The organism is Paenibacillus sp. S29, assembly GCF_049319765.1.
GTDB classification, from domain to species: domain Bacteria; phylum Bacillota; class Bacilli; order Paenibacillales; family Paenibacillaceae; genus Paenibacillus; species Paenibacillus polymyxa_B.
The window spans coordinates 417,956-443,575 of the sequence record NZ_JBMOUI010000002.1 but is presented as its reverse complement, the minus strand read 5'-3'; the positions used below and the strand labels follow the sequence as shown (position 1 = coordinate 443,575).

The following is a 25,620-nucleotide window of genomic DNA, read 5'->3' as shown; positions in this document are numbered from 1 at the left end:
CTCTTATGTAAATGTCAACATTCACCCAAATATCATCTATACTTCAACACAAAAAAGCGCGGTATGAATACCACGATAGGTATTTACATCCGCGCACTCCTATTTGCCTTAAAATGATAATCTGCTGCGTACAGCTACTTTTCATGTAGCCACCATTCTAGTTATTCTGCTCGCTCTATTGGTTCCTTTACTCCCTCAGTCTCACTTGCCGATACTGATGTCTTCGCCTTCGTTGTAATTTTCCCCAACAAATAAACCAGCAAATTTTGATTGTGCTGAGAAATTCGGTTTAGTGCAGAACCCAGAAAATCATCCCGTATTCGTAATCCACGCTCTACTTCTTCTCTCCCTTGATCTGAAATGACAATCCATACAATTCTACGGTCTTTTACGTCTCTGAAACGGGTGACCAGTCGATTCCGTTCCATCCGATCCAGCAGCATCGTAACCGCGGCTGGTGTGGTGGCGAGATATGGGATTAGTTGAGACGGTTTCATACGGCCGTATTCGTTCAAAACCTCCAGCACCGTAAGTTGAGCTTCGGTTAGTGATGGAGCCAGTTGCTGCTCCATATGAACCTTATAATCCTTAGCCATTCTGGACCAGATTTTCGCAAATTCGGTCGTTTGCATTTTGCCTCACTCCTTTAGATAACAGGGTCAGTAAAAGCATCAAAGTTACCGTATGGGCCACCGTCCGGATTGTATTTCATCACATTAAATTTTCGCCATTCAGCCCCGGTTTCCTGCCGTTTTTGGAGCATCAAATGAAAAGGGGAAGGAAGTCTCACCTCGGTTTTGAAGGCTGGTCAGAGTTCGACACCATGACGGCAAAAAGGTCCTCATTCGTGCCGGAATGGCACGAGAGGACCTCTCTTTTTCGAGCTAATAAGCGCTTGACTTTCCTATTATTCTATGGACTGAGAAGTTTGCGGCTCACTACGCAGCAGCACATTCACAATTTCGTCCTTCTTCTCCACTGGAGCCAGCAGCTTGCCTGTATCCTTTCGGTCGGTCAAAGGAGCCTTTTCCGAAAGGAAGGACATCGTTTGTCCTTCTGCTGTGATTGCAAATAATTGAACAGCTTCACGGCAATAGAAGGCAGCCACGATTCGAGTTCCATTCGAACGTACTCGTTTGCCTTCCTTGAACTCAAAGGTAGTGATACCTTTGCCGCCTCTTCCCTGTGTAGGATAGTCCAACAGAAGCGTACGCTTACCATAACCAGACTCGGTCAGCACCAACACTTCTCCTTCATCCTCTTCTACCCATAACGCCGCGATAATTTCATCGCCTTCCGCTAGCTGTATACCTTTGACACCAGCCGATACGCGACCCATCGCATTAACCTCTTGCTCCTTGAAGCGTATACTCATACCCGCGCGGGTAATCAGCATAATATCCCGGGTACCCTCGCTTAACGTTACCGATAATACCTCATCGTCCCCTGCTACTTTGCAGGCGGCTACGGCACTAGAACGTTTTGTAGCATATTCTTTTAATTCTGTACGCTTTACTTGGCCCTTCTTTGTTACAAATACTAGACTTTTGCCGATTTCCTCGATGTTTTTGAGCGGAATAACACTTACGATACGATCTTCCTTCGATAACGGAATGACGTTGACAATGGGTGTGCCCGGCTCTTTCCACTTATACTCTGGCACCTGATGTACAGGCAGTAAAAAATATTGTCCGCGCTGGGTGAAGACGAGCAATACATCCAGCGTATTCACATCAAGCAATTGGGTAACGTAATCCCCTTCTTTAACACCAGAACTTGAACGTTCCCCGCCTGAACGAGTGAATGACAACATACTTGTACGTTTCACATAGCCATCTTTCGAGAGTGTCAGCAGTACATCCTCTGCTCCCACCATGACTTCCAGGTTCACCTTAATCTCTTCTACCTCGCCCTGGATATCTGAACGACGGTCAATGCCGTACTTTTCGCGAATTTCCAAAAGTTCCTTGCGAATCAGGCTGATCAGCTTGCGATCACTTTCCAGAATAGAACGATATTGCGCGATTTTTTTCTGGATATCACCCAGTTCTTTTTCAAGCGTTGTGATTTCCAGATTGGTGAGACGGTACAACTGCAAGGTCAAAATAGAATCTGCCTGCCGTTCGCTAAAACCAAACATCCATTGCAAATTATTTTGTGCGTCCTGACGATTTTTGGAAGCTTTTATGGCTGCGATGACCTCATCCAGAATGTTCAGTGCTTTGACCAAACCTTCCAGCACATGGGCACGATCCTCTGCCTTTTCCAGTTCATACTGGATACGGTGAGTGACAACTTCGCGTTGATGGGCGATATACGCTTCCAAAATGGACTTCAGCCCAAGCTGATGTGGCGCCTTGTTCACAATGGCTACCATGTTGAAGTTATATGCCACCTGTAGGTCGGTTTTTTTCAGCAAATAAGCTAAAATCCCTTCCGCATCAGCTTCCTTCTTCAGCTCCACAACGATGCGCAAACCATTTCGTCCACTTTCGTCACGAACCTCGGCAATCCCTTCCACCTTTTTCTCCAGACGGATATTTTCCATGGCGGTTACGAGCCTTGATTTGACGATCTGATACGGAATCTCGGTAATGACCAGCTGCTGCTTGCCTCCGCGCAAAGACTGAATTTCCGTTTTGGAGCGAATATAAATGCGTCCTTTTCCCGTGCGGTAAGCGTCCTTGATGCCTTCGCCACCCATAATGAGTCCGCCCGTCGGGAAATCAGGACCTTTAATAAAGGTCATAATCTCTTCCAGCTCAATCTCCGGCTTTTCCATCACCGCAATGCTGGCATCAATAACTTCGCGTAAACTATGTGTAGGGATCTCTGTCGCAAATCCTGCCGAGATCCCACTGGAACCGTTCACCAACAAATTTGGATAACGAGACGGCAACACAACAGGCTCTTTGGCCGAGTTATCAAAATTGTCCTTGAACAAAACCGTACGCTTTTCAATATCGCGCAGCATTTCCATTGCGATCGGAGACAAGCGAGCCTCCGTATAACGCATAGCTGCCGCCGGATCATCATCCTGGGAGCCCCAGTTACCGTGACCATCCACCAGCACGTGACTCATTTTCCAAGGCTGCGCCATCCGTACCATGCCATCGTAAATCGACGAGTCACCGTGGGGGTGGTAATTACCCATAACGTCCCCAACGGTTTTGGCTGATTTACGATATGCTTTATCCGGCGTATTGCCCGAATCGTACATTGCATAAAGAATACGACGTTGTACGGGTTTTAATCCGTCCCGTACGTCGGGTATCGCCCGATCCTGAATAATATATTTGGAATATCGGCCAAAGCGGTCACCGACCACTTCCTCCAGAAAAGCTGGCAAAAACTGCTCCGATAAGCTCATGTATACACCTCTTTTGATAGCACTACTCTACGTATTCCGTGAAATCTACGTTTTCCACGATCCAGCGCTTGCGCGGATCCACCTTATCACCCATCAAAGTGGACACCCTGCGTTCAGCCTTGGCTGCATCCTCTATCTGAACGCGTAACAAGGTGCGTGAATCGGGATTCATCGTTGTTTCCCATAACTGATCAGGGTTCATTTCCCCAAGTCCTTTATAGCGCTGAAGCTCAAAATTTCGTCCAAATTCTTTTAAATAATTATCAAGTTGCTCGTCAGTCCAAGCATAACGCACCGTTTCGAGCTTACCCGACTTTCGAGTTATTTTATACAATGGCGGTTGAGCAATAAATATGCGTCCTGCATCAATAAGCTCTTTCATGTACCGATAAAAGAACGTCAACAACAGCACTTGAATGTGCGCACCATCTGTATCTGCATCGGTCATAATGATGATTTTGGAATAATTGCTGTCTTCCAGCGAAAACTCTGTTCCTACCCCCGCACCAATAGCTGCTGTAATAGCACGGTACTCATCATTCTTCATAATATCCGCCAGTTTGGATTTTTCCGGATTCATCGGCTTGCCCTTTAGCGGCAATATGGCCTGAATTTTAGAATCCCGTCCCTGCTTGGCTGATCCTCCAGCTGAATCGCCTTCCACAATAAACAACTCATTACGTGTAAAATCCTTGGACTGCGCAGGCGACAGTTTACCATTCAAATTGGAACTTTCACTGCGCTTTTTACCGGAACGCATCTCGTCCCGAGCTTTACGTGCAGCTTCACGCGCTCTGGATGCTTGAACTGCCTTCTTGATCAAAGTTTGTGCTATCTGCGGATTTTCTTCCAAAAAACGCTGCATCTGCTCAGATACGATGGCATCCACTGTACTCCGTGCCGAAGCGCTACCCAGCTGATCCTTTGTCTGGCCGACAAATTCAACTTCAGCCATTTTGACACTGATTACAGCCATCATGCCCTCACGTAGATCGTTGCCCTCCAAGTTTTTATCCTTTTCTTTCAACATCACCGTTTTGCGCGCATAGTCGTTCATGACACGAGTGTAAGCGGTTTTGAATCCCGTTTCATGCGTGCCTCCGCCACGTGTCGGAATGGAGTTAACGAACGAAGCAATCGTCTCTGTATAACCCGCATTGTACTGGATGGCAATCTCTACTTCAATGTCTTCTTTCTCGGCATTAAAGTGAATAACGTCATGTAGCACATCCTTGCCCTCATTCAGAAAAGCAACAAACTGACTTGCGCCACCCTCATAAAAATACTCATCTGACTTTCCGCTGCGTTCGTCTTTAAGTTGAATACGAAGGCCCGAATTTAGAAAAGCAATTTCCTGAAGGCGCTCAGCCAACGTATCGTAGTTAAAATGAATGCCTGCCTGAAAAACACGAATATCCGGTTTAAATGTAATTTTCGAGCCCGTCTTGTTAGTATTGCCCAGCACTTCAAGGCCTGTGGTCGGTTCTCCGACATGCTCCACGCCCTTCTTGTCCTGCCAATATTCAAACCGCTGACGGTGAATCTTGCCGTCCCGGTAAATTTCTACTTCAAGCCATTCCGAAAGAGCGTTCGTTACAGACGCACCTACACCGTGCAGACCCCCAGACTTTTTATATCCCGAACCGCCAAACTTACCTCCGGCGTGCAAAATGGTGAATACAACCTGAGGCGTAGGAATTCCCGTTTTGTGCATTCCTGTAGGAATACCGCGCCCGTTGTCTGATACTGTAACGGAACCGTCCTTATGCATTGTAATATCAATGCGAGAGCAAAACTTGGCAAGATGTTCATCCACCGCGTTGTCTACAATTTCCCATACCAAATGATGCAGTCCCGAAGAACTGGTGCTCCCGATGTACATGCCCGGCCGTTTGCGAACTGCCACAAGCCCTTCGAGCACTTGAATGTCGTCCACGCCATATTCTGAAGCTCCGCTTTGTGTGCCGGATACTCCCGCAGACAAGTCGATTTTGTCGACCATTCATGCTCCCCCTTTGTCTAATCGTAACCGTGTTTTGCCTTATTCTTGATGATTTTCACCAAAAATGCAAACAGATGTTTTCTTTTACCTTGTCCATTTTAATTCAATATATCCCGTTTCGTAAAGACGGCGAATGAAACAATCAATGCCGCAGCCCCCCAAATGCACAGTACAGCTAAAGAAAAGGGTAAGGTCATTCCCTCAATCGGGGCGGGGCTTCCAGATAAATAATCGGTTAATTCGAGGTTAACCATAAATAAATATTTAGCACTCTGCCAAGATGAAGCCATGTTTGTCAAAATAGTGCCCGAAATAAGCGCAGCCATCATGACCACGATACTTGCCGCCGTACTTCGTACCAGGACAGATACCATAAAGGCTAACGAAGCTACCACAAGACTGACAAACCAGATCAATCCGGCTTGCAGCATCAGATAATGCCATTGTGGAATCGCATGTACAGCAGACAAATCCACCGTCGATCCAACAATTTGAAATCCGGTAAATACCGGAACATTAAAACCGCGAAAACCAAAAAACAAGCCTGATATGAGATAGCTAATTATAAATACAGCCAAAATGATGAGCGAGACGAACATATACAATGTCAACAGCTTGCTCAGCAGTATTTTCCACCGCCTGACTGGGCGAGTCAGCAACATTTTTATCGTGCCTGTCGTCCGTTCTCCAGAAACCAAGTCGGAGGCAATGGCCATAATCAACAGCGGAACGAACAGATTTATGGAATTATCCATAAACTCTCTGGTAAAGGTGACACCACTCGGCTCATTAGGATTCACATCATTCTCCAAATAATATTGCATCTGCTGCACAAAGACCCGACGATAGGTCTTCCATTCCTCGGGAACCCGGTCACTTCCCAGCGAGTTTTGATTATCGGTAATGGCCTGACGCAGTTCAAGCCGCCAATCATTGCCGAATTTTTCGCGATTGTTTTCTGCCACTTTCATCTGAGCGTACGTAAAAATCGGCACAAGCACAAGTAAAACAAGTAAAATGACATAAAATCGTTTCTTCTTGATAATTTTGAGCGTTTCATTTTGTACGAGCGGTAAAATGTTATTCAAGTATCTCACCTTCCGTCATTTTCAGGAATAGCTGCTCCAGTGTAGGGTTGATTTTGGTTACACCTTTAACGGAAATACCGGAAGCCGTCATTTGTGTCACCAGCTCCGCAATATGCTCTTCATCCATTTCTGTAAAAATTGCATCGGCTCCGCTGCCTGCAACAATGCTGTCATCAATTAATTCATCGGCATTCGTAATCATTTGCACATGCGGAGAATTTTGCAATATGGCAAGACCCTGATCACGAGGCTCCAGTTGCCACACGGCCATGTGCGAGTGCGTCTCAACCAGTTCCCGTACACCACCTACAGCTAGCACCTTTCCCCGACTTATAATTGCCACCCGATCACATAGCAGCTGGATTTCGCTGAGCAAATGGCTGGAAACAAATACAGCCATGCCTTCTGCCGCTAGCAAACGGATAAAAGCTCTCATTTCCTTGATCCCCTTGGGGTCTAACCCGTTCGTCGGTTCATCCAAAATGAGTAATTTCGGTCTACCTAGCAAGGCTTGGGCTATACCTAGGCGCTGGCGCATTCCGAGAGAATACGTACTTACTTTATCGTGGATACGGCGATCGAGCCGAACCAGCTCAACGACTTCGCGGATACGCTGCTCGTCTACACCAGGCTGCATACGGGCAAAATGCTCTAAATTCTCCCACCCTGTCAGGTAGCTGTACACCTCTGGATTTTCCACAATAGAACCAATATGCCGTAAAGCCTGCTCAGGGTCACGATTTACATTATGACCACAGACGGTAATCGTCCCTTCCGTAGGCTTAATTAAATCGACCAGCATACGAATAGTCGTCGTTTTTCCAGCCCCATTAGGACCAAGAAATCCGAAAATTTCACCCGCACGAACGTCGAATGTGACATCATGAATGATCATTTTGCGTTTGATACGTTTCTTAACGTGCTGAACAGAGAGAACTGTTTCGGTATTGCTTCTGTCTCTGCCTCCGCTGCAAACCTGATTGGCGGAATGGAAACTGGACAATGCATCCCTTGATGTCGATTTTTCGGTTATTCCAGCCCCGGTCTTGTCAGCAGATTGGATGCTCATTGCTTGTTTCCTCCCTTTTTCACTTCAGCGGGTTGGCTACTTGTAGACTGTTGTTCATTATCCACTTTATCGGCATCCTTCGTGTTTGCAACTGCAAACCCTTGCGCGATACGTTCAGCGATTGCCTGATAGCCCTGTCCGTTTGGATGAAAATGATCGGATGATAAATAGACGGGCAAATTTTGCTGGAATAAATCGAAAGTTGGAACCAGAGTCATATTGCTGTTTTGGTTGGTAATTGCCATGGCAGCCAGATTCCATTCTGTTACTACAAGATTACCGGGAATTTTCATTTCCTGCAGATCACTGAATGGATTATATAATCCGACATAGATAATTTTAGCATTCGGATTGATTTTCCCTACCTTTGTCAGCACTTTTTGCAGACGTTTGGCGGCATCAGGCACAGCTTTACGCAAACCACTGAGTGTAGGCGGCTCTTTGCCAGTTTGGGCAGCCTGAGCTCCCTGAAATAAATCATTTCCGCCAATCGAGACAATAATGACGTTAGCCTTTTTCAACACATAAGAAACACCAGGCTCATCCAGCTTGGTCAATAGCCCTTGAGTCGTCAGCCCATTAATCCCCAGATTATTTATGAGCTGAGCCTTATGGCCTTCCTGATTATTCAACAAGCTCACCGACCGGCGCACAAAACCACTTCCGGAGTCATCCCCCGTGCCTTTGGCTAGCGAATCTCCAATGGCAGCTACCCGAAACTCTCCCGTCTGATTAGTAGCTGATGGTGCAGTTTGTGTCTGCGATGAACCGGAATGTACAGGTTGAGTGCTAACCATTGGCTCTGGAGCCGTGATACTTTGTACTGCTGTAAAAAATCCGTACAATAATAGCAATGTGGCGGCAATGGAAATGGAACCGACAGACCGCCAAATCCATTTTGATGAATTCACTCGTGTTCCCTCCTGATAGCTTAGTGAAATAAACATAAAGCTTCTCATATCATTTTGCAAATAAACCGTTCGGAATAAAAGCGCAATACATGCTTAGAGTCACATATAATTTCCCATGAACAGGCAAAAAAAGGATGGCAAATGACCATCCTTATATTATACTTTCTTGTGCGAACAGTTGATCTTCTCATCTCTAATCAGACGAATCAAACTATTTGCTATCAGGGATAAAACTTTTGATCCATTGTCCAAAACTGCCCGGATTTCGACTTTGAATCAGTACCGTTCCTTCACCGCGAAAGCGGCATACAAGTGCTTCTCCACTCGTTACGCTGGACAACCAGCCTTTAGATGCTTTTTCAATTTTATAATCCATATAATCCGGCCATGCCACCAGATGAGCATTATCAATAATACGCTCTTCTCCTGGCGCAATATAAATGGGATGAATGGCCCCATAAGAGGACAGGAATACCGTACCTCGACCACTGATTTCTACGATAAAAAAACCTTCACCGGAGAATAAACCTTTCATCAGGTTTTGCATTTTGGTGCTAACCTCAATGCCTTCTGTGCAAGCCAGAAAACCGTCCTTTTGGACCAACAGCCTATACGTGCCATCCAGTTCCACCGCTTGTACATCACCTATACTAGCAGGGGCTAACAACACCTCAGCCGGTCCCCGGGCTGCCCTCAGTTCTTGAAAAAAGAATTTTTCTCCGCTCAGCATTCTGCCTAAGCCACGTAACAATCCACCGTCTACCGTCCCCTTTATATCTACACTGGAAGACATGGAAACCATCGCTCCCATTTCTGCTTTAATCATTTCCCCGGGTTTCAACTGCACCTTGAGCATAGCAAAGGCACCTTCATGCACGATTTCGTAGCTCATTTGTTCACCTGGCTTTCCATAAGTAGTCTGATATCTATCCAACTTGCTGCTATCATACTATAAATACGTCCCTTATGTCTTTTCTGGTATAAAGCAGTGGTTATGCCACTGGAAGATGAAGAGACACCAAAAGACCCGCTGAACGTGTCAGCGGGTCTTTAGATTAACGTCACGTCACTATCTTTTCGTAGCAGCGACATAACGTTGGGAACGTATTTACTATCATCTTAGTTACGTGTGAACTCTTGTACCCAATACCCATTGTAGTAAGCCACACCGATTTGTGTAAACTCTGCCTTCAAAATATTCTCACGATGTCCCTGACTGTTCATCCAGGCTTTCATCACTTCTTGTGGTGTTTGTTGTCCCATAGCAATATTCTCACCCGCATACGTATAAGTTACACCGAATTTTTTCATCATATCAAATGGTGAACCATAGGTCGGAGATGTATGGGAAAAGTAATTGTTCGTACTCATATCCTTCGCCTTGACTAAGGCTACTTCTGTAAGCTTCGCATTCGATGCGAGGGGCTTGAGACCTTTTTGGCTGCGCTCGTTATTTACAAGCTTTACAACCTCAGCTGCAAATTGGGACTTGCTGAGTTGTGCATTCGTACCTGCAGACTGACCCGCGCCTGAGTTTGTGTTTTGTTTTTGAGTCTGTTGCTTGGTACCAGACTGCGAAGCCTTTTGGCCACCCTGTTTGGTTGTTGTTTGTTTGCCGGATGAAGGATTTGCTGTTTTGTTTTTAGCCTTGTCCTTTTCAGAAACATCCTTAATTACGGTCTTTGTTATCGTAGTCGTCCCGTTGGACATATTGACGGTATATCCGTTATTTTGAAACCATTGTTGTAGTTGGGCAGTCAAATCGTCAGCTGGTGAAGCTGATGCCGGAACGATGAATCCTGCGGATAAAATGGCGCTAAGACTTCCCATCACCAGTGTTTTTTTCAACATATTCTTCATTTCGTCATCTCCTTGTTGTATAAATGCCTTGGTGTGAACGCGTCTGGTTACAACTTTGTAATCTTTACTCTAGCAGTATATCATGTTTTATAGCAGGATCAATGGTATAAAAGTTGGAAAAAAAATAGCCCCGCTCGGAATTGACCCATGCGGAACTAAGTTAAAGTAGTGAGGCTTCAAGTATTAGATTGTCTTGTTATAGGCTGATTATCTAAGCTTTTTGCTGAAACGGTAGCCTTGCTTTTCAAAGCCGATTCGGTTGTAGAAAGCTCGGGCCTCTACTTGTTTGATGCGGTTATTCGCTCCGGTAATGAATAAATGATAGCATCCTTGCGCACGTCCCCACTCCTCACCACAAGCGACCAGGCGCTTGCCAATGCCCTCGCCGCGATACTCCCCGCTCACGACCAGCATGGTGATTTGTACGGCAGGATCAGGATAAGCCAAGCTTTGAGCCGTATGCATGCCGATTACTCCGACAACACGACCATCCATTTCTGCAACCATCATATTCGCTTGACTGTCCTCCCGCGCTGTTCCCATAACTTCTTTCATTACACCACAAGTCATCGGGTATCCGACTTCTCTTAGTAGTCCAGTTACGGCTTCGCAATCGCCAAGCTCTACGGAACGAATTGTCAGTACTGGAATCATCACATTGTTAGACATGATTTACCTCCACTTTCAGCATATTAGCAGCTTCTTTGGCCGTCTTCCGTGCTGTTTCCACATCTTCTGCAGCGCTAAGCGCTACAGCCATCCGGCGTCCCGGCTTGGTTTCAGGCTTCCCGAACACTCGCACCTGTGTCCGGGGTAGCAATAATGCATCATGCAGACCGCTTATTACGAAATCCCGCGTAGTCACTTCTGCCTTCAAAGTAGCTGAAGCTCCTGGTGTAAGCAGCGTGACGGATGGCACCGGGAATCCGAGAATGGCCCGCACGTGAAGCGCAAATTCCGACAAATCCTGCGTAATCATGGTCACCATTCCTGTATCATGCGGACGAGGGGATACTTCACTGAATATGACGCCATCAGCTGTTAAAAATAGCTCTACGCCAAACAATCCGTAACCACCCAGTTCATCCGTTATCCTACGGGCAATCTCTTCCGCTTCCGAAAGCTGCTTGTCCGTCATACCATGAGGCTGCCAGGATTCGACATAATCCCCATCTTTCTGAATGTGGCCAATCGGTGGGCAAAAAGTCGTACCCAAAACCGATCTGACGGTCAATAAGGTAATTTCGCTCTCAAACGGGACAAAAGCTTCAACAATGACACGTGTTGTTTTGGCACGCGCGCCTTCCAGCGCCGTATTCCAGCAGGATTCTGCATCTTCGATTGCCCTGCATACAGACTGCCCTTTACCCGACGAACTCATCAAGGGCTTGACCACGCATGGCGTGCCCAGCTCATGAACCGCCAACCGCAACTGCTCAAAGTTATCTGCAAAACGATAGGCAGCAGTCGGAAGCTCTAATTTCTCGGCAGCCAGCCTGCGGATACCTTCCCGGTCCATCGTAAGACGGGCGGCACGGGCCGTTGGTACTACGTGAAATCCTTCTTGCTCTAATTCTTCCAAAGCACCCGTAGCAATAGCTTCGATTTCAGGTACAATTATGTCGGGCTTTTCCTTACGAATTAGTGCCTTCAACGCCTCAGCATCCTGCATATCCAGACAGTGAGAGCGATGGGCCACCTGCATTGCTGGAGCCAGTTCATAGCGATCTACAGCAATACATTCCACGCCAAGCCGCTGAGCTTCAATAATGACTTCTTTTCCCAATTCGCCGCTACCCAGCAGCAGCATCTTCTTAGCCTTGGCAGAAAAAGGAGCACCCCACATCTTGAACTCTTCCCCCTCTGACGAAATTGCTCTGATCTCTTTTCATCTTTATTTTCAGGGTTTAGCTCCAAGAATGCAATAGTGCTCGGCATTAAAATTTACAAAAAACGCGATTTTTTGATCTTTTTTTTACAAAAATCTGAACTGTGCTTCCACCAGCCCCCGATATATTCCATGTTTTTTCATCAATTGTTCATGATTACCACTTTCTTGGATTTCCCCATGATCCAGTACAACGATATGATCAGCATTACGGATGGTGGACAAACGGTGAGCGACCATAAAAGAAGTTCTGCCTTCTAGTAAAACCTGAAGAGCCTCCTGAATTTTCAACTCCGTTTCTGTATCAATACTAGCTGTGGCCTCATCTAGGATAAGAATTCGCGGATTAGCCAGCAAGGCACGAGCAAAGGATAAGAGCTGTCGCTGACCCATGGACAGCATTCCCCCCCGCTCCTCTACCTCTGTTTCATAGCCAGCTGGCAAGTGAACAATAAATTCATGAGCATTGACCGCCTTCGCAGCCGCTTCAATTTCCTCATCCGTTGCATCCAAACGGCCAAATCGAATATTATCACGGATCGTCCCCGAAAAAATAAATGTATCCTGAAGTACGATGCTAATCTGGCTTCGCAAGCTCTCCACCGTGACATCACGCACATCATGACCGTCAATCGTAAGCCGCCCTGACGTAATGTCATAAAAACGGCTTAGCAGATTAATAATTGTACTTTTACCTGATCCGGTATGACCCACAAGCGCTATAGATTGACCCGCCTCGACAGAAAGATTAATACCTTTAAGCGCCTGACGTCCCTTTTCATACTCAAAAATGACCTTTTCAAATTGGATATCTCCCCGAATCGGCGGCAAGGCTATTGCTCCCGGTTTGTTTGCAATATTCGGCTGTTCATCCATAAACTCAAAAATTCGTTCTGACGAAGCCATCGCAACCAGTAACTGATTATACATTTGGCCCAGCCGATTAATTGGCTCCCAAAAGTTCCCAACATAGTTGGCGAAAGCAACCAGTAGCCCCACCGTAAGCTGATCTGTCTGGATTAAATGCGCTCCAAACCAAAACAGCACAAGCGTACCAAATCCCCCGGTAATATCAATAAGTGGGCCAAAAACCTGATTCATGGCAGAAGCCTTATCCCACGATTTTTTGCTAGAGCTGTTCATGTCGTCGAAATAAGCCATGTTTTCCTGCTCCTGCGTATACGCTTGTGTCACACGAATCCCCTGAATAGACTCATTCAAATGAGAGTTGATACGCGAGTTCTTCATACGCACTTCTTGCCAAGCGCGGCGGATACGTACGCGCAGCTTGGTCGAGATCAAAAACATGATCGGAACAGTGACAATTACCGCTAAACCGAGCTTCCAGTTAATAAGCAGCAAAATGACAATAATTCCGATAAGCTGTACGCAGTCAATCAGGACATTCACTGCACCGTTCGTAAATAGATCCTGTAGCGAGTTAATGTCATTCGTCACGCGCACTAATACAGAACCTGCCGGTCTCTTATCAAAAAAGTTAAAAGATAGCTTTTGAATATGCTTGAACAAATCTTCACGCAAATCGTAAATAACCCGTTGACCGATAATATTGGTGAATTTAATGCGGTACGTGCTGGCTGCCCATTGAATTAAATATAACAAGAGCACGGCACCCGTGATGAGCAACAGCAACTTTACGCTAGGCAGTGCAGGCCATGCGGGAGCAATTGCTTTATCAATGGCCAGACTGATCAAATAAGGAACGGTCAGCTTGGTAATGGTGCCGAGAATCATCATGACGAGAAGGATCGGCAAAATCTGACGGGCATAAGGCTTCATGTATGCCAACAAACGTTTGAATTCTGACCAGTTAAACGGTTTGTCAATGACATCATCATCTTGATAGACAAAGCGCTCATTCGTTGGTCTTTTTAACGGTTTGACTTTTTCTGCGGGTATATTCATGGTCTCACCTGCCCTTCGGATACACCGTCTGGAGCCTGAGCTATGTAATCGGCGTATTGAATATGATACACATCCTGATATGGACCTGGAGTAGCAATGAGCTGTTCATGTGTTCCACGCTGAACGATTCGCCCTTCCTCAAGCACCACAATTTCATTAGCATGACGAAGCGAAGAGATTCGATGAGCGATTATGAATGTTGTTCGACCACGCATAACCTCTTGAAAACCGGTCTGTATTTCATGCTCTGTTTCCATATCGACCGCACTGGTAGCATCATCCAGAACCAGAATCTTCGGATTTTTGAGTAGTGCGCGTGCGATGGCGATCCGTTGTTTCTGTCCTCCGGACAGTCCCAATCCACGTTCTCCGACGACAGTGTCATAACCCAGCGGTAGTTCAGTTATGAATTCATGCGCCTGAGCCAGTTTGGAAACGCGTATGATGTCATCCATACTGACATGACTTAAACCATATGAAATATTGTTGCGTATAGAGGACGAAAACAAAAACGTCTCCTGAAACACGGAAGAAATTTGAGCACGCAAATCGCGAATCTTTAAGTGACGTATATCCTTGCCATCCAACTTGATACTTCCTGCATTCACATTATAAGCGCGCATGAGTAATTGAATAATGGTAGACTTCCCAGACCCCGTTCCTCCTAAAATTCCAATGACTGATCCTGGCGGTGCGTCTAAATTGATGTCAACAACAGCAGGAAGCTTATTTCCGTAAGCAAAGGTAACATGTTCAAACGTAACATGTCCTTCCACCTGATCGGCATTGAGTGTAAGTGCTCCAGCTTCATCGGTTACATCTATGGACTGATTTAGCAGTTCCAAGACCCTTTCACCAGAAGCTTTGGACTGCGTATAGTTATTGATATGAAAGCCAATGCTCCAGATGGGGCCGATAATATACCAAATTAAGCTAAAGAAAGCGACGAGCTGCCCCAAGGTCATTGACTTCTGAATAACCAGATACCCCCCCATGCCCAACAGAAGGACCACACTGACAGAAGCAATCAGTTCCATAGCGGGGAAAAACCGACTCCATAAGGAAGCAGCCTGAATTTGATTACTCTTGTATTGTTCATTACGTACTGAAAATTTCTCAACTTCATAGGATTCGCGGGCAAAAGATTTGACGGTTCGCACACCTGTTATATTTTCTTGGACCGCTGTCGTCAAGGCGCTAAGGGCAATCCGCATTTCCTGAAAGGTGGGATGAATCCGGGATTCAAACTTGAATGTGACGAAGAGCAGCAATGGCATGCTGATCATCGTAATGAGGGTGAGCTGCCAGTTAATATACAGCATCATCATAGAGCCGAATACGACCATCAGTAGCACATTGAGGAGTTGGGCAAAACCAAACCCAATAAAGTTACGAATTGCCTCCAAATCACCAGTCAGTCGGGACATGAGATCACCCGTTTTGGCAGTGTCATAATATCTGAAGGACAGAAATTGTAGCTTTTCGTAACAAGCATTGCGGAGTCGGTACGCCAGATAGTTACCTAGCCGTCCACCAAAAAAACCATGTAAAAATTGCATGAACCCTTTGATGATGACTACTCCCAGCACAGTCAGAGCCAGCGCCGGTACTTTCCCAAAGTCACCAGGGATGATAGCGTTATCAATGAGCCTTTGGAGCAGGTTCGGATACACCAGTCCCAGAGCCGTCGCTATCGCAAGGCATAAAATAGAAAGAAACAGATAGTGTCTCCTCTCGCGAAAAAAAACTTGCAGTTGCCTGAGCACTTCCATGTCAATGTCCCTCCATTAGTTGCACGACGTTGTTATATGGCTTAGTGAAGTTTACCACTCGCGTTCCAAGGCGGCAAAGAGGATAACGAGCCGTATTCAGGCAGGTTATCAAGTGGTGGGTGATTAGACAAATTAAATCGCTTTCTTATTATTGAATATGGCTATTTACTCAGTATTGCTTTCTTTTTGGAGCATGCATAAAACACCGGGTTGTCCCACAACCCGGTGTCCTGAACTTAAATAAATGGTGTACTTATTTATCTTTACTCCAAAGCCGCAATCTTGCCAGCAAGCTCTTCCCAAACCTGTGGCTGCTCACCGCCCATAAGGGCATGCTCCATGCCACGAATCGTCTCCAGCATTTGCTCTCGAAGCTGAGCTTTCTGCCACATTTGCTCCTCCTGCATCAGCGTAACGTAAAAAGAAGACATTCGTTCTCGTTGCTGATCCACAGCTTCCCCGATTCGCTCGCGTAATATCGGCTCCAGTTTGGTTTGTAGATTCGCTCGACCAATTCCTTCAAAGAATAGCTTTGGATTTTTAAAGCTATTCCAATAATCCTTCCAATGAATGGACTCCTGCAGGGAAATTTCATTCAGCTCGGGAACAGCCCATTTTCTGGATTCAGGAATTGTGCAATCTAGTCCTGGCAACTGATGGTTCATGTGTTCTACGCATTGTTGTATAGCCTTGTGCACCAAAATTTGTCCCGTTTTTTCCAGCCGGAGTGTGGTTGCCAGTAATTCCTGAGACAGCTCCAGTTCGATCAAGCGCATCAGCTCACGACCACAAGATGCAAAAGCCGAACGGAGATCACCTACTCCTTCACGCAGAACAGATGGATGAAACGCCTCTGCCATAAATTCTCCAGTCCGATAGGACAGCCTTTGACGGACATGATACAGCAGTTCATCGGTTTCGCCCGATAACACAGATGCACCGTTGCTGTCAGTCAGGTCTAGGAGCGTATGCTCCAATTCCCCACGGATGCGAGTTAATCGCTCGAATCGGATCTCACGTTCTTCTACGCTATACCGGGCATCGGCTGCATGTTGCTCTATGCGGTTCCGCAGCCGGCTCAGTTCCTGCATAGCAGAAGCAATGGACAGACCTGCCAGCTCTTCGGCTGCAAATGCCGAGAAATCATCTTCAAATGCATCAAAACGTGAAGCTGAACGCAATGAAGCCTCTCCCTGTTCGGCAGCTTCCAACGCCAGCATACTGGAAAGCGGATAAATGCGTGGCTTTCGGATTCCATTCGCCTGTAGTTGTTCCTGTACATGCCGGGTAACAGAATGAAGTTCTTCTTCAGAAGAAGCTAGATCTGATGCATTCACAATAAAAAACGTCTGATCGAGCGCCAAGGTCTCTTTAACTCGACCTAGTTGGTTCAGGAACTGTCGGTCGCCTTGCGTAAACGCATGGTTATAATAGGTGACAAATACAAGAGCGTCCGCATGCTTCATATAGTTGAAGGTCACGCCTGTGTGCCGTGCATTCACAGAATCCGCTCCAGGCGTATCCACTAGCACGATGCCCTGACGGGTCAGAGCGCAATCATAATAAAGGTCGATATGCTCCACAAAGCATGATTTGTGCTCAGACGCAACAAAATCCCGATACTGCTCTAAATCCACCTGAAGCTGTTGTCCCAGCAAGCTTTCAGCTTCTTCCCATCCCGCTGCGGCAGCCTTCAAAAAACTATAATGGGGCCTACCCGCAGGATGGATGCCTTCCGGAGATAAAGCATGAACGGCTTCTTGCCAGCCCGCTGCCGCTGGCTCCCCCAATCCTAATAGCCGAAATGAGTATTTAAGATCTTCCCGCAACGCGTCCACTGATTTCATATGGACGTCAGCCGTGGCATGGCGCTCAGCACTTGCAGGCGCCATTATGCGGTTAATCGCCGCTGTCGTCGGATGCGGTGATACGGGCAACACAGCTTCACCCAGCAAAGCGTTGGCGAAGCTAGATTTCCCAGCGCTGAACGCTCCGAACAGCGCCAGCGTAAACTGCCCACCCTCCAGCGCAGCGGCGCGGGCATGTAAATCCCGTACCGCCGTTTGCATGGCAGGGTATGGGCTTACCAGGGCAGCGGCGGCCTTCAATCGGGCCGCTACTGCATCCAGCCGCGTGCGGCGGCCTCCGGCGGCAGGCTGTGCTGCCGCCGTTCCTGCTAGCGGCTGCGCCGATGCGTTCCGCGAGCCAGCGATATCAGGACGCGCAACGCCCGTTGGCGCCGCAGCTGGCGAGGCAGCAGCGGAGATATCGGACGCAGGTGCAGGCGCGTCCGCACGGGGCAACCCGCTTGGCGCGGAAGCCTGCGGCAGCAAGCTGCGCAGCAGGCTGGCGTGCGAAGCCGAAGCTTGCACGCGGGTGCTGTAGCGGCTCGCCGCCTCCGTCTGCGCCAGCAGCGCAGTGCGCGCATCCGCGAGAGCCGCGCGGCGGGCTTCGGCTCGCACTGCAAGCTGGGCCAGCAGGCGGTCTACTAGCGTAAGCGCCTTGCGGCGGCAATCGGCGGTCACAGCAGCACGTAGATCCTTGCAATAGTTCAACGTATACTCCGGCGACAACGCATTTTCCTTCACCGTCTGCTCTACCAGTTGCCGATCCGTTACAGGGCGGATGTCATCCAGCTCCTGCTCCATCGCAGCGGACCATAAACCCTGACCGTCACCCCAAGACCTCAGTAGCTCCCGCACATGAGGAAGCAATTGTCCCTCCACCTGGTCAGTCAGCATTCCTGTCAGCCGTTCCAAACGGCTTTCCTTTTCTCGCTCAGTCTTTCCTCCTGCAAACCATAGTCCTGTTTTGAAGCCCGGCTTGCGGCTCTCTAAGTATTCGCTTGCCGCTTCACGTAGCTCCGCTGGCGTCAAATGTGCGTGTTCCAGTAGATGATCCAGCTCTTGACGCAGTCGTTTACGCTCCTGTTCCGGAAGCATCTTCCAGTGTTCATCTTCTTGCTGCAAGGTTTTCTGCTCTATATCCAGGCGCAAAATGGCTTCTTCTCCACCTGCTTCTTTTAGCAGTGTGTTCAGTTCCTCTTCTTCAGCTGCCTGCACAGTCTCCACATGTTGCTCTACCAAATGGTGCATAGAGGACACTAAACTGTATGCCAAAAGCTCTGTTTTTCGCTCCAGCAATTTCGGGATCAGGTGCGTCAACTGTTTCCACTGGTTCCATGGATGATTCTGCTCCTTCAAGGAAGTAAAGAGGATATCCGTATAATGAACCTGCCAGGCATGAAAGCTAGTCTCCACCTCTTTACGATAACGTGTAAATGAAAGCTCTCGCTCCCGGTGTTTATCGATTTGATTGATGATCAAATATAACGGCTTGCCCCAATCCGACAAACTTTTGGCAAAGGACAAATTATTTTCAGATTGGACATGGTTGTAATCCATCACATAAAAAACAATATCTGCCCAATGTAAAGCAGAATGTGTCGCCAGCGCATGTCCGTGGTCTGTGGAATCTACGCCTGGTGTATCCAGCAACACTCCTCCGCTAGATAATATGGGAACATCCTCCCACACTTGAACCGATTCATAGGCTCCACCATTTTTACAATACTCAGCAAGCTCGGACAGGGAGGCCTCCATGATTTCCGGCTCTGGATTTTCCGCTGATTTGACTGGATGAATGAGCGCTCTCGGATGCCCATAACGGATGGACACTACATTAGCGCTCGTAGGCACCGGTCCAGATGGCAGCACGGTTTTACCACATAGGCTGTTAATCAAGCTCGATTTACCCGCTGAAAAATGTCCACAAAAGGCAATGGTCAGCTCCTGCACATATGCTTTTTCCAGCAGATCACCTGTCGCCTTCGCTCCCGCTTCGTCCCCGGCTTTACGCAATGTATTCTGTATCTGTTCTATCGTATCCAACCACTTTCCCGCATCTCCTGTAATCGTTTGCATCATAAGCTACGGTTCCACTCCTTATCACTTGTCTGCATCAAATAGCTATATTGTAGCATTCCTAAGCCGTTGTGAGAATCATCACATCAAAAAAACTAAACAGCGCTCCCCGCCAGTACCTGGCTTTAGGGAACGCTGTTTTTGTACATGATAATAATAAGTTCATTTTATTCTGTCCAAAACGGATCATTAGGAATAAGTATTTTGGCAACCGAATGCATTTCATCAAAGCCCACTTAAAGGACAACGACGAAGCAAGATATGTATACAACGGGTGAGCCTACTCATCACGTACATTCACCTTTTGGAACACGGGGAACGCGATACCATAATTCAGGGTGCAAAACGTATGCACACTTCATTGGAATAGGCCCTAGCCATATCAGGATGGTCTGCAAGGTTCATGTATAATGCGCCTTCGGGCTGGATAAACCAGCCGAGCCGCCTACACCGGAACATGCAACGCATGTCGTCCGCTAATTGAACTTAATTGGCTGCAGTCTCAAGCACTGGCAGCAAAATTTCAAATACTTGACCATGCTGTAAAATCGTAATCCCACGGGATTTGTCCTTCATTACGACCACTTCTGGCTTTTGTGACATACGCTCCAGATAATGCTCAGGTACATCACCGGAATGACTAACCGTGATTCCCTCAAGCTCGCGCTCTTCGTTTTCAGCAAATTCTGTTGTTACAATTTGCTCAAAAATATCAGAGAACGCTTCAAAATTGTCTGTATATACCGAAATGCACTTCATACTCTTCATCCTTTTCTACACATAAATGGTTAAACCCTTTGTTACCTCTGTGGGTCTTTAAGCTCTACGTTCCTTATCTTTTCTGATAAGAGACGTTTTCATACGTTTCTTGCCTTCCCTGCACACATCAAGCAACGGACATACCTGACATTGAGGATTTTGAGCTTTGCAATGGTAGCGTCCGAAAAAAATAAGCCTGTGGTGGGTCAAAGACCATTCATCCCTAGGTACCCTCTTCATCAGCTTTTTTTCCACCTCAAGCACTGAATCATCCCACCCTGCAAAACCGAGCCGTTTGGAAATACGCTCTACATGCGTATCTACCGCAATAGCTGGTACATTAAAAGCAGTAGATACTACGACGTTAGCTGTCTTGCGGCCGACACCGGGTAGCTTAACCAGTTGATCGTGCTCTGAAGGTATCTCTCCCCCGTACTGGTCTATTAAAATACGACAGAGGTTATGAATATGCTTGGCCTTGTTTCGGTACAAGCCGATTCTGCGAATATCCTGCTCCAGTTCCTCAAGAGGAACAGCCAAATAATCCTCAGGTGACTTGTATTTTTGAAACAGGTCTGCCGTTACTTTATTGACCATCTGATCGGAGCATTGAGCAGACAATAACACGGCGATCGTTAATTCAAAAGCATTGTCATGGTTCAACTCACAATGGGCATCCGGAAACATCGTACCGATGGTGTCCAATATATGACGTGCGGTTGCTGCATTCACGGAAATCCTACCTCCTACCAAAAAAAACGTCTTGATACGGGATAGCCCGCATCAAGACGGTCACTCTAAATAATCATCCGGAAAGAAACGAATACTATTTGTGCATGACTGCCTGCATAGGCGAGAAATACACTCCTATATTATCATTATCTGTCACAGATTGCACGTGAAAAGTGTGTAAATCCCCAAGAAATTTTCATACCGTCTGATCAGTTAGCGGCTCATGGGATGATCCAAATCTACATGTCCCATTAAGGACTCCAGAGATTGCCCATCTACGAGCAAATCCAGCGTTTTGACTTCCTTGAATTGGAACATCGTTTTCTTCAAGGCATCGATAGCCAATTCCTCGCCGCCAGCTCCCAATCGAGCCTCGTCCGGCAGGGAAATATCAATAGTCAATGCACCGTTATCCAATTTGATCTTATGCACGGAAATTTTCTCGGACCACAACGGGATTAGAGCAGAATCCCCACTCTTTTGCAGAGCTTCAAACGCTTTTTGCAATTTTTCCAGCTCGCTTGGATAGGTAATTTCCTTTTTCTGTTCTTTCAAGCCGTTCTCTTGTGTATCCGTATAGTACACCGTAATCTGCTTTGTTTGTCGATCTCCTGAATTTTCCGTGTCCGTCTTGGTCTTTGTAGGCTCTGTTGACGGAGATCCAGGTGTTTGACTCGCCCCGTTATTCTCAGCAGACTGAGCCGATGGATCAGGGGTCGTCTGTTCAGGTGTACTATTTTGTGCATTAGAAGTTTGTGTTTGCTGAGATGGAGTCGCAGGAGCCGATGTTTGCTTAGAGGCACACCCTGCACCTGCAATGGCGAACAATGCCAGCAGGCCTGCAATTACGATTTTCTTGTTCATATGTCCCCCTCCTTGCTTGACGTTGACAAGCGATTTGTTGAAGATTTATTTTACGTCGAGATACTCTGTGATTCCATCTGCAATCCCTTGAGCTACCCGATTTTGGAAATCTTCATCAAACAGTGTGGCTTCCTCTTTTGCATTACTCAGATATCCTACTTCAAGCAATACGGCTGGCATAGTCGTTTCCCGAATTACATGGAAATTGCCATAACGAATGCCTCGGTCTGTCAGACCCGTCGCAGGAGCAAAGTACTTATGCATAACGTTAGCGAACGCTTTGCTTGCACTACGCTGGTAATACGTCTCTGTACCGTTGGAAGCTGAGCTACCGCTGCTGTTAGCATGAATGGACACGAACACGTTAGCATTAAGGTTTTCAGCTACTTTTACGCGCTGTTTAAGCTCCAAGAATGTATCATCACTGCGTGTCAGCACAACCTCAAGATTGGAGTTCTGCTTTAATATGCTTTCTACTTTCAGAGCCATAGCCAGGTTGAAGGTCTTTTCATAATTTTTTCTCGAAACACCAACTGCACCTGAATCTTTTGCTCCATGACCAGCATCAATAACAACGACTTTTTTACCATTGCTGTTAGTTGGTGATGTCTGCGTGTCTTCCGGCTGTGAGCCATCTGGTAACGTTGCATCTGGCGTGGTATTCACTGAATCCTTGGAAGCCAAATCGACGATAACACGATTCGATCCATCATTATATGCGGTATAATTCATGGCATGTTTTAAATCAATAACAACGCGCACCGTTGAAGGTTCCTTTTGGAACAAAGCATACCGGATACCGGACACATCCGCTTCATTCTCAATGTCCAACGAACCATTTAAGTTGCTATCCAGCTTCTGCTGGTCTCCAAAATTGTCAGCAAACGCAGTCGCTGGCAAATCCACCACTACCCGATCAGGGCCTGTCATCGTAAACGCTTTCGGCTTGACGGCACTGGCTGTTGTGATGGTTAAACGGTTTTGGCTGAAACTAACTCCCTGCACCTGTGTAACACCTGAGTTCGCATTATTCGTTGGCGCAGTAACACTTCCAGTACCTGTACTGTTATTTCCAGACTTGGGAGGTGTAAATTCCCCGTTTCCAGACCCGCTACTGCGGGTATATAATTTTACGGACTTGGAGCTGCTGTCCCATTTTACGTCCAGTCCCATTTGCTCGCCGATAAAACGAAGCGGTACAAGGGCATAATTGGAACGCAGCAGAGGCGAAGCATCCAGACTAATGTCGCTTCCATTGACAGTCGCCGTCTTACTTCCGATTATCATTCGGATCGAGGTACTGTCCTTCTCAATCGTTATGGTTCGCGCCTGCTGCTTCCATGTCACGTCATATCCCAAATTTTCAGAAATTACGCGTAGCGGAACCATTGTACTTCCGCCAATTACTTGTGCCTTAGCACCACTAGGGACACTTAACTGTTGATCGTCGAGATAGATTTGTGTTCCACTCGAAGCCGCATGTCCATAACCCGGAACCGCCCACATGAAGACAAATAATAACAACAAAAAACCAAATTTCTTCATTCGTCACCCTTCCATTCATAATTTTTTTGCCACATGCTCCGGTGCGGCGACCTGATATACGCGCTTATGTAATATCAGACAACCTTTTAGACGTTATCTCACACCAAAAGTTGCGAATATATTCCATCATAACAGAAATATACGTGCCAAAGAACTATTTTTGTCGAATTTTGACTAAAAATATAGATCATTCGTTTTCCGTCAAAAGTCACAGCTAAAAAAACTAAAAAAGCTACTTTTCACCCCCATGAATTTTCATTAAAAGGTGGAAAGTAGCTTTTATTGCTAACATCCTTAGTTAAGTGATTCAGTTGCTCCTGTGCCCGTTCCAAGATACTCCTTCAACCCATCGACAATACCTTCGGCAATCTTCTCCTGTGTTTCTTCTGAAAACATGGCTGCTTCATTGGACAGATTACTAAGGTAGCCACATTCCAGCAATACAGCAGGCATTTGTGATTTTCTCGTCACTGCATGGTTTGCCACCCTGATGCCATTATCCTTAAATCCGGTAGCCGCTACAAGATATTTATGCATCGTCTTTGCCAGTGCCAAACTGTCCTGACGTGCATAATAGGTTTCAGAGCCATTGGTTTTTCCTTTATCTGAAGCTTGCATACTATTACCATGAATAGATACAAACACGCTTGCCTGCTGACTATTAGCGAGTTGTGGTCGTTCATCCAACGTGGGATACGTATCTCCATTGCGAGTCAATACGATTTGAATGTCAGGATCATTTTGCAGAAGCTGCTCGACTTTTAACGCTACCGCCAATGTAAATTCCTTTTCATGTCGCCCAGTCACACTACCTGCTCCAGGGTCTTTGCCACCATGTCCGGGATCAATGACGACGATTCGCCGTCCTTCGACATTCGTTGGTGTTACCGCTACTGGATTCACACTATGCTCACGCAATTGAAGGGTGATATCGCCTAGGCCATTGGTTGATAGATCGTAATCACGTGCTTGATTTAAAGCAATGACAATGCGTACGCCCCCATTCGGTCCATCTGTCGGAGCAAATCTAATTTCCTGCACATCCTCACTGTTACTATTCGTCAGCGCCCGCGTACCATCGCTACGAATCGGGAATGGCTGAAGAAAATCAGTCGTCATTGAAGCTTCTGGTAAATCTACAACAATACGATCATACCCCGTCATTTTGGATACTTTAGGGGTAACATCTTTGTTCAAAAAAATCTTTAACGTTTCACCCTCAAAAGTAATATTTTGTACAAGCAACGCATTCGCTGCGGTCTGTTCTGTATTCTGCTGCTTGGATGGTGAAGATGTAGCTTCAGTATGCTTGTCTGCTTCAACTGGGGTTATTGTCGTCGCTGTTGCTGAAGACGTTTTATTGGTGCTAGTTGTACTCTGTGTTGACGTTTGCGACGATGGTTGGGATTGAGACTGTTTATTCGCTTGTTGAATTGCAGCCTTTTGACTGAGATTTACGGATTTACTTTTATTATTCCAATCTACTTTCAGCCCCATTTGCTCCCCAACAAAACGCAATGGAACCATGGTCGAATTGCCCCGAAGTACAGGAGGCGCATCCAGACTTACTGTTTTTCCATTCACATCAGCCGATGTACGGCCTACATACATAGACATATCGGTACTGTTTTTTTGGATTGAGATTTTATAGGCTTGTGGTTCCCACTTGAACTGATACCCCAGCTGCTCCCCAACCACCCGGAGCGGTACCATGATTTTTCCATTGACCATTTCAGGTTTGGCATCCGCAGGCGCTTCCACTCTTTTGCCATCCAAAAACAAATCTGCTCCAGCCGCATTCACATGAGGGGAGGACGGCCATAACCAAATCAAGATAGCCGCTAGTATCACCCAACCATATTTCTTCATCCTCATTCCCCTAACTTATATATGTATTTTTTGGTATTTCTC

Annotated in this window: 18 protein-coding genes; all 18 read right to left on the bottom strand. The window is 46.6% G+C overall.

Annotated elements, in window-relative coordinates:
* Positions 1-161 precede the first annotated feature (161 nt).
* Entirely contained in the window at positions 162-632 is a 471-nt protein-coding gene (locus ACL9RM_RS05070) for a MarR family winged helix-turn-helix transcriptional regulator (protein WP_061831576.1), read from the bottom strand.
* Positions 633-907: 275 nt separating this feature from the next.
* Positions 908-3,370 (bottom strand): DNA gyrase subunit A, encoded by a 2,463-nt coding sequence (gene gyrA, locus ACL9RM_RS05065; RefSeq protein ID WP_250268678.1) that lies wholly within the window; start codon positions 3,368-3,370, stop codon positions 908-910.
* Between the two features lie 22 nt (positions 3,371-3,392).
* Positions 3,393-5,372 carry a DNA topoisomerase IV subunit B gene (parE, locus tag ACL9RM_RS05060; RefSeq protein WP_061831574.1) on the bottom strand — a complete coding sequence of 660 codons (1,980 nt, stop codon included), beginning with the start codon at positions 5,370-5,372 and terminating at the stop codon, positions 3,393-3,395.
* 98 nt (positions 5,373-5,470) lie between these two features.
* Positions 5,471-6,460: an ABC transporter permease gene (locus ACL9RM_RS05055; RefSeq protein WP_235309635.1), complete on the bottom strand. Its 990-nt coding sequence runs from the start codon at positions 6,458-6,460 to the stop codon at positions 5,471-5,473.
* On the bottom strand, positions 6,453-7,529 hold the full coding sequence (locus ACL9RM_RS05050; protein WP_250268679.1) for an ABC transporter ATP-binding protein: 1,077 nt from the start codon (positions 7,527-7,529) through the stop codon (positions 6,453-6,455). Before ACL9RM_RS05050 ends, ACL9RM_RS05055 begins: the two co-directional genes overlap by 8 nt.
* Positions 7,526-8,476 carry a GDSL-type esterase/lipase family protein gene (locus ACL9RM_RS05045; protein WP_250268680.1) on the bottom strand — a complete coding sequence of 317 codons (951 nt, stop codon included), beginning with the start codon at positions 8,474-8,476 and terminating at the stop codon, positions 7,526-7,528. The genes ACL9RM_RS05050 and ACL9RM_RS05045 overlap by 4 nt, the downstream gene beginning before the upstream one ends.
* Positions 8,477-8,651: 175 nt before the next feature.
* Positions 8,652-9,332: a TIGR00266 family protein gene (locus ACL9RM_RS05040; protein ID WP_322171511.1), complete on the bottom strand. Its 681-nt coding sequence runs from the start codon at positions 9,330-9,332 to the stop codon at positions 8,652-8,654.
* Between the two features lie 227 nt (positions 9,333-9,559).
* Positions 9,560-10,300 carry a CAP domain-containing protein gene (locus tag ACL9RM_RS05035; RefSeq protein ID WP_069289777.1) on the bottom strand — a complete coding sequence of 247 codons (741 nt, stop codon included), beginning with the start codon at positions 10,298-10,300 and terminating at the stop codon, positions 9,560-9,562.
* Between the two features lie 207 nt (positions 10,301-10,507).
* A complete protein-coding gene (locus tag ACL9RM_RS05030) occupies positions 10,508-10,969 on the bottom strand; it encodes a GNAT family N-acetyltransferase (RefSeq protein ID WP_061831569.1) in 462 nt (153 codons plus the stop codon).
* On the bottom strand, positions 10,962-12,146 hold the full coding sequence (gene purT, locus ACL9RM_RS05025; protein ID WP_250268682.1) for a formate-dependent phosphoribosylglycinamide formyltransferase: 1,185 nt from the start codon (positions 12,144-12,146) through the stop codon (positions 10,962-10,964). The genes ACL9RM_RS05030 and purT overlap by 8 nt, the downstream gene beginning before the upstream one ends.
* A gap of 129 nt (positions 12,147-12,275) precedes the next feature.
* Complete coding sequence (locus ACL9RM_RS05020; RefSeq protein WP_250261151.1) at positions 12,276-14,114, bottom strand: ABC transporter ATP-binding protein; 1,839 nt, start codon at positions 14,112-14,114, stop codon at positions 12,276-12,278.
* Positions 14,111-15,886 (bottom strand): ABC transporter ATP-binding protein, encoded by a 1,776-nt coding sequence (locus ACL9RM_RS05015; protein ID WP_061831566.1) that lies wholly within the window; start codon positions 15,884-15,886, stop codon positions 14,111-14,113. Before ACL9RM_RS05015 ends, ACL9RM_RS05020 begins: the two co-directional genes overlap by 4 nt.
* A 263-nt stretch (positions 15,887-16,149) precedes the next feature.
* Positions 16,150-19,812: a dynamin family protein gene (locus ACL9RM_RS05010; protein ID WP_069289780.1), complete on the bottom strand. Its 3,663-nt coding sequence runs from the start codon at positions 19,810-19,812 to the stop codon at positions 16,150-16,152.
* 483 nt (positions 19,813-20,295) lie between these two features.
* Positions 20,296-20,568: a hypothetical protein gene (locus tag ACL9RM_RS05005; protein ID WP_013310628.1), complete on the bottom strand. Its 273-nt coding sequence runs from the start codon at positions 20,566-20,568 to the stop codon at positions 20,296-20,298.
* A gap of 57 nt (positions 20,569-20,625) precedes the next feature.
* A complete protein-coding gene (gene nth, locus ACL9RM_RS05000) occupies positions 20,626-21,300 on the bottom strand; it encodes an endonuclease III (protein ID WP_023989081.1) in 675 nt (224 codons plus the stop codon).
* Between the two features lie 213 nt (positions 21,301-21,513).
* Positions 21,514-22,164, bottom strand: coding sequence for a GerMN domain-containing protein (locus ACL9RM_RS04995; RefSeq protein ID WP_250261150.1), 651 nt, complete (start codon positions 22,162-22,164; stop codon positions 21,514-21,516).
* A gap of 45 nt (positions 22,165-22,209) precedes the next feature.
* Positions 22,210-23,709 (bottom strand): N-acetylmuramoyl-L-alanine amidase family protein, encoded by a 1,500-nt coding sequence (locus tag ACL9RM_RS04990; RefSeq protein ID WP_250261149.1) that lies wholly within the window; start codon positions 23,707-23,709, stop codon positions 22,210-22,212.
* 294 nt (positions 23,710-24,003) lie between these two features.
* Positions 24,004-25,578: an N-acetylmuramoyl-L-alanine amidase gene (locus ACL9RM_RS04985; protein ID WP_250261148.1), complete on the bottom strand. Its 1,575-nt coding sequence runs from the start codon at positions 25,576-25,578 to the stop codon at positions 24,004-24,006.
* Between the last annotated feature and the right edge of the window lie 42 nt (positions 25,579-25,620).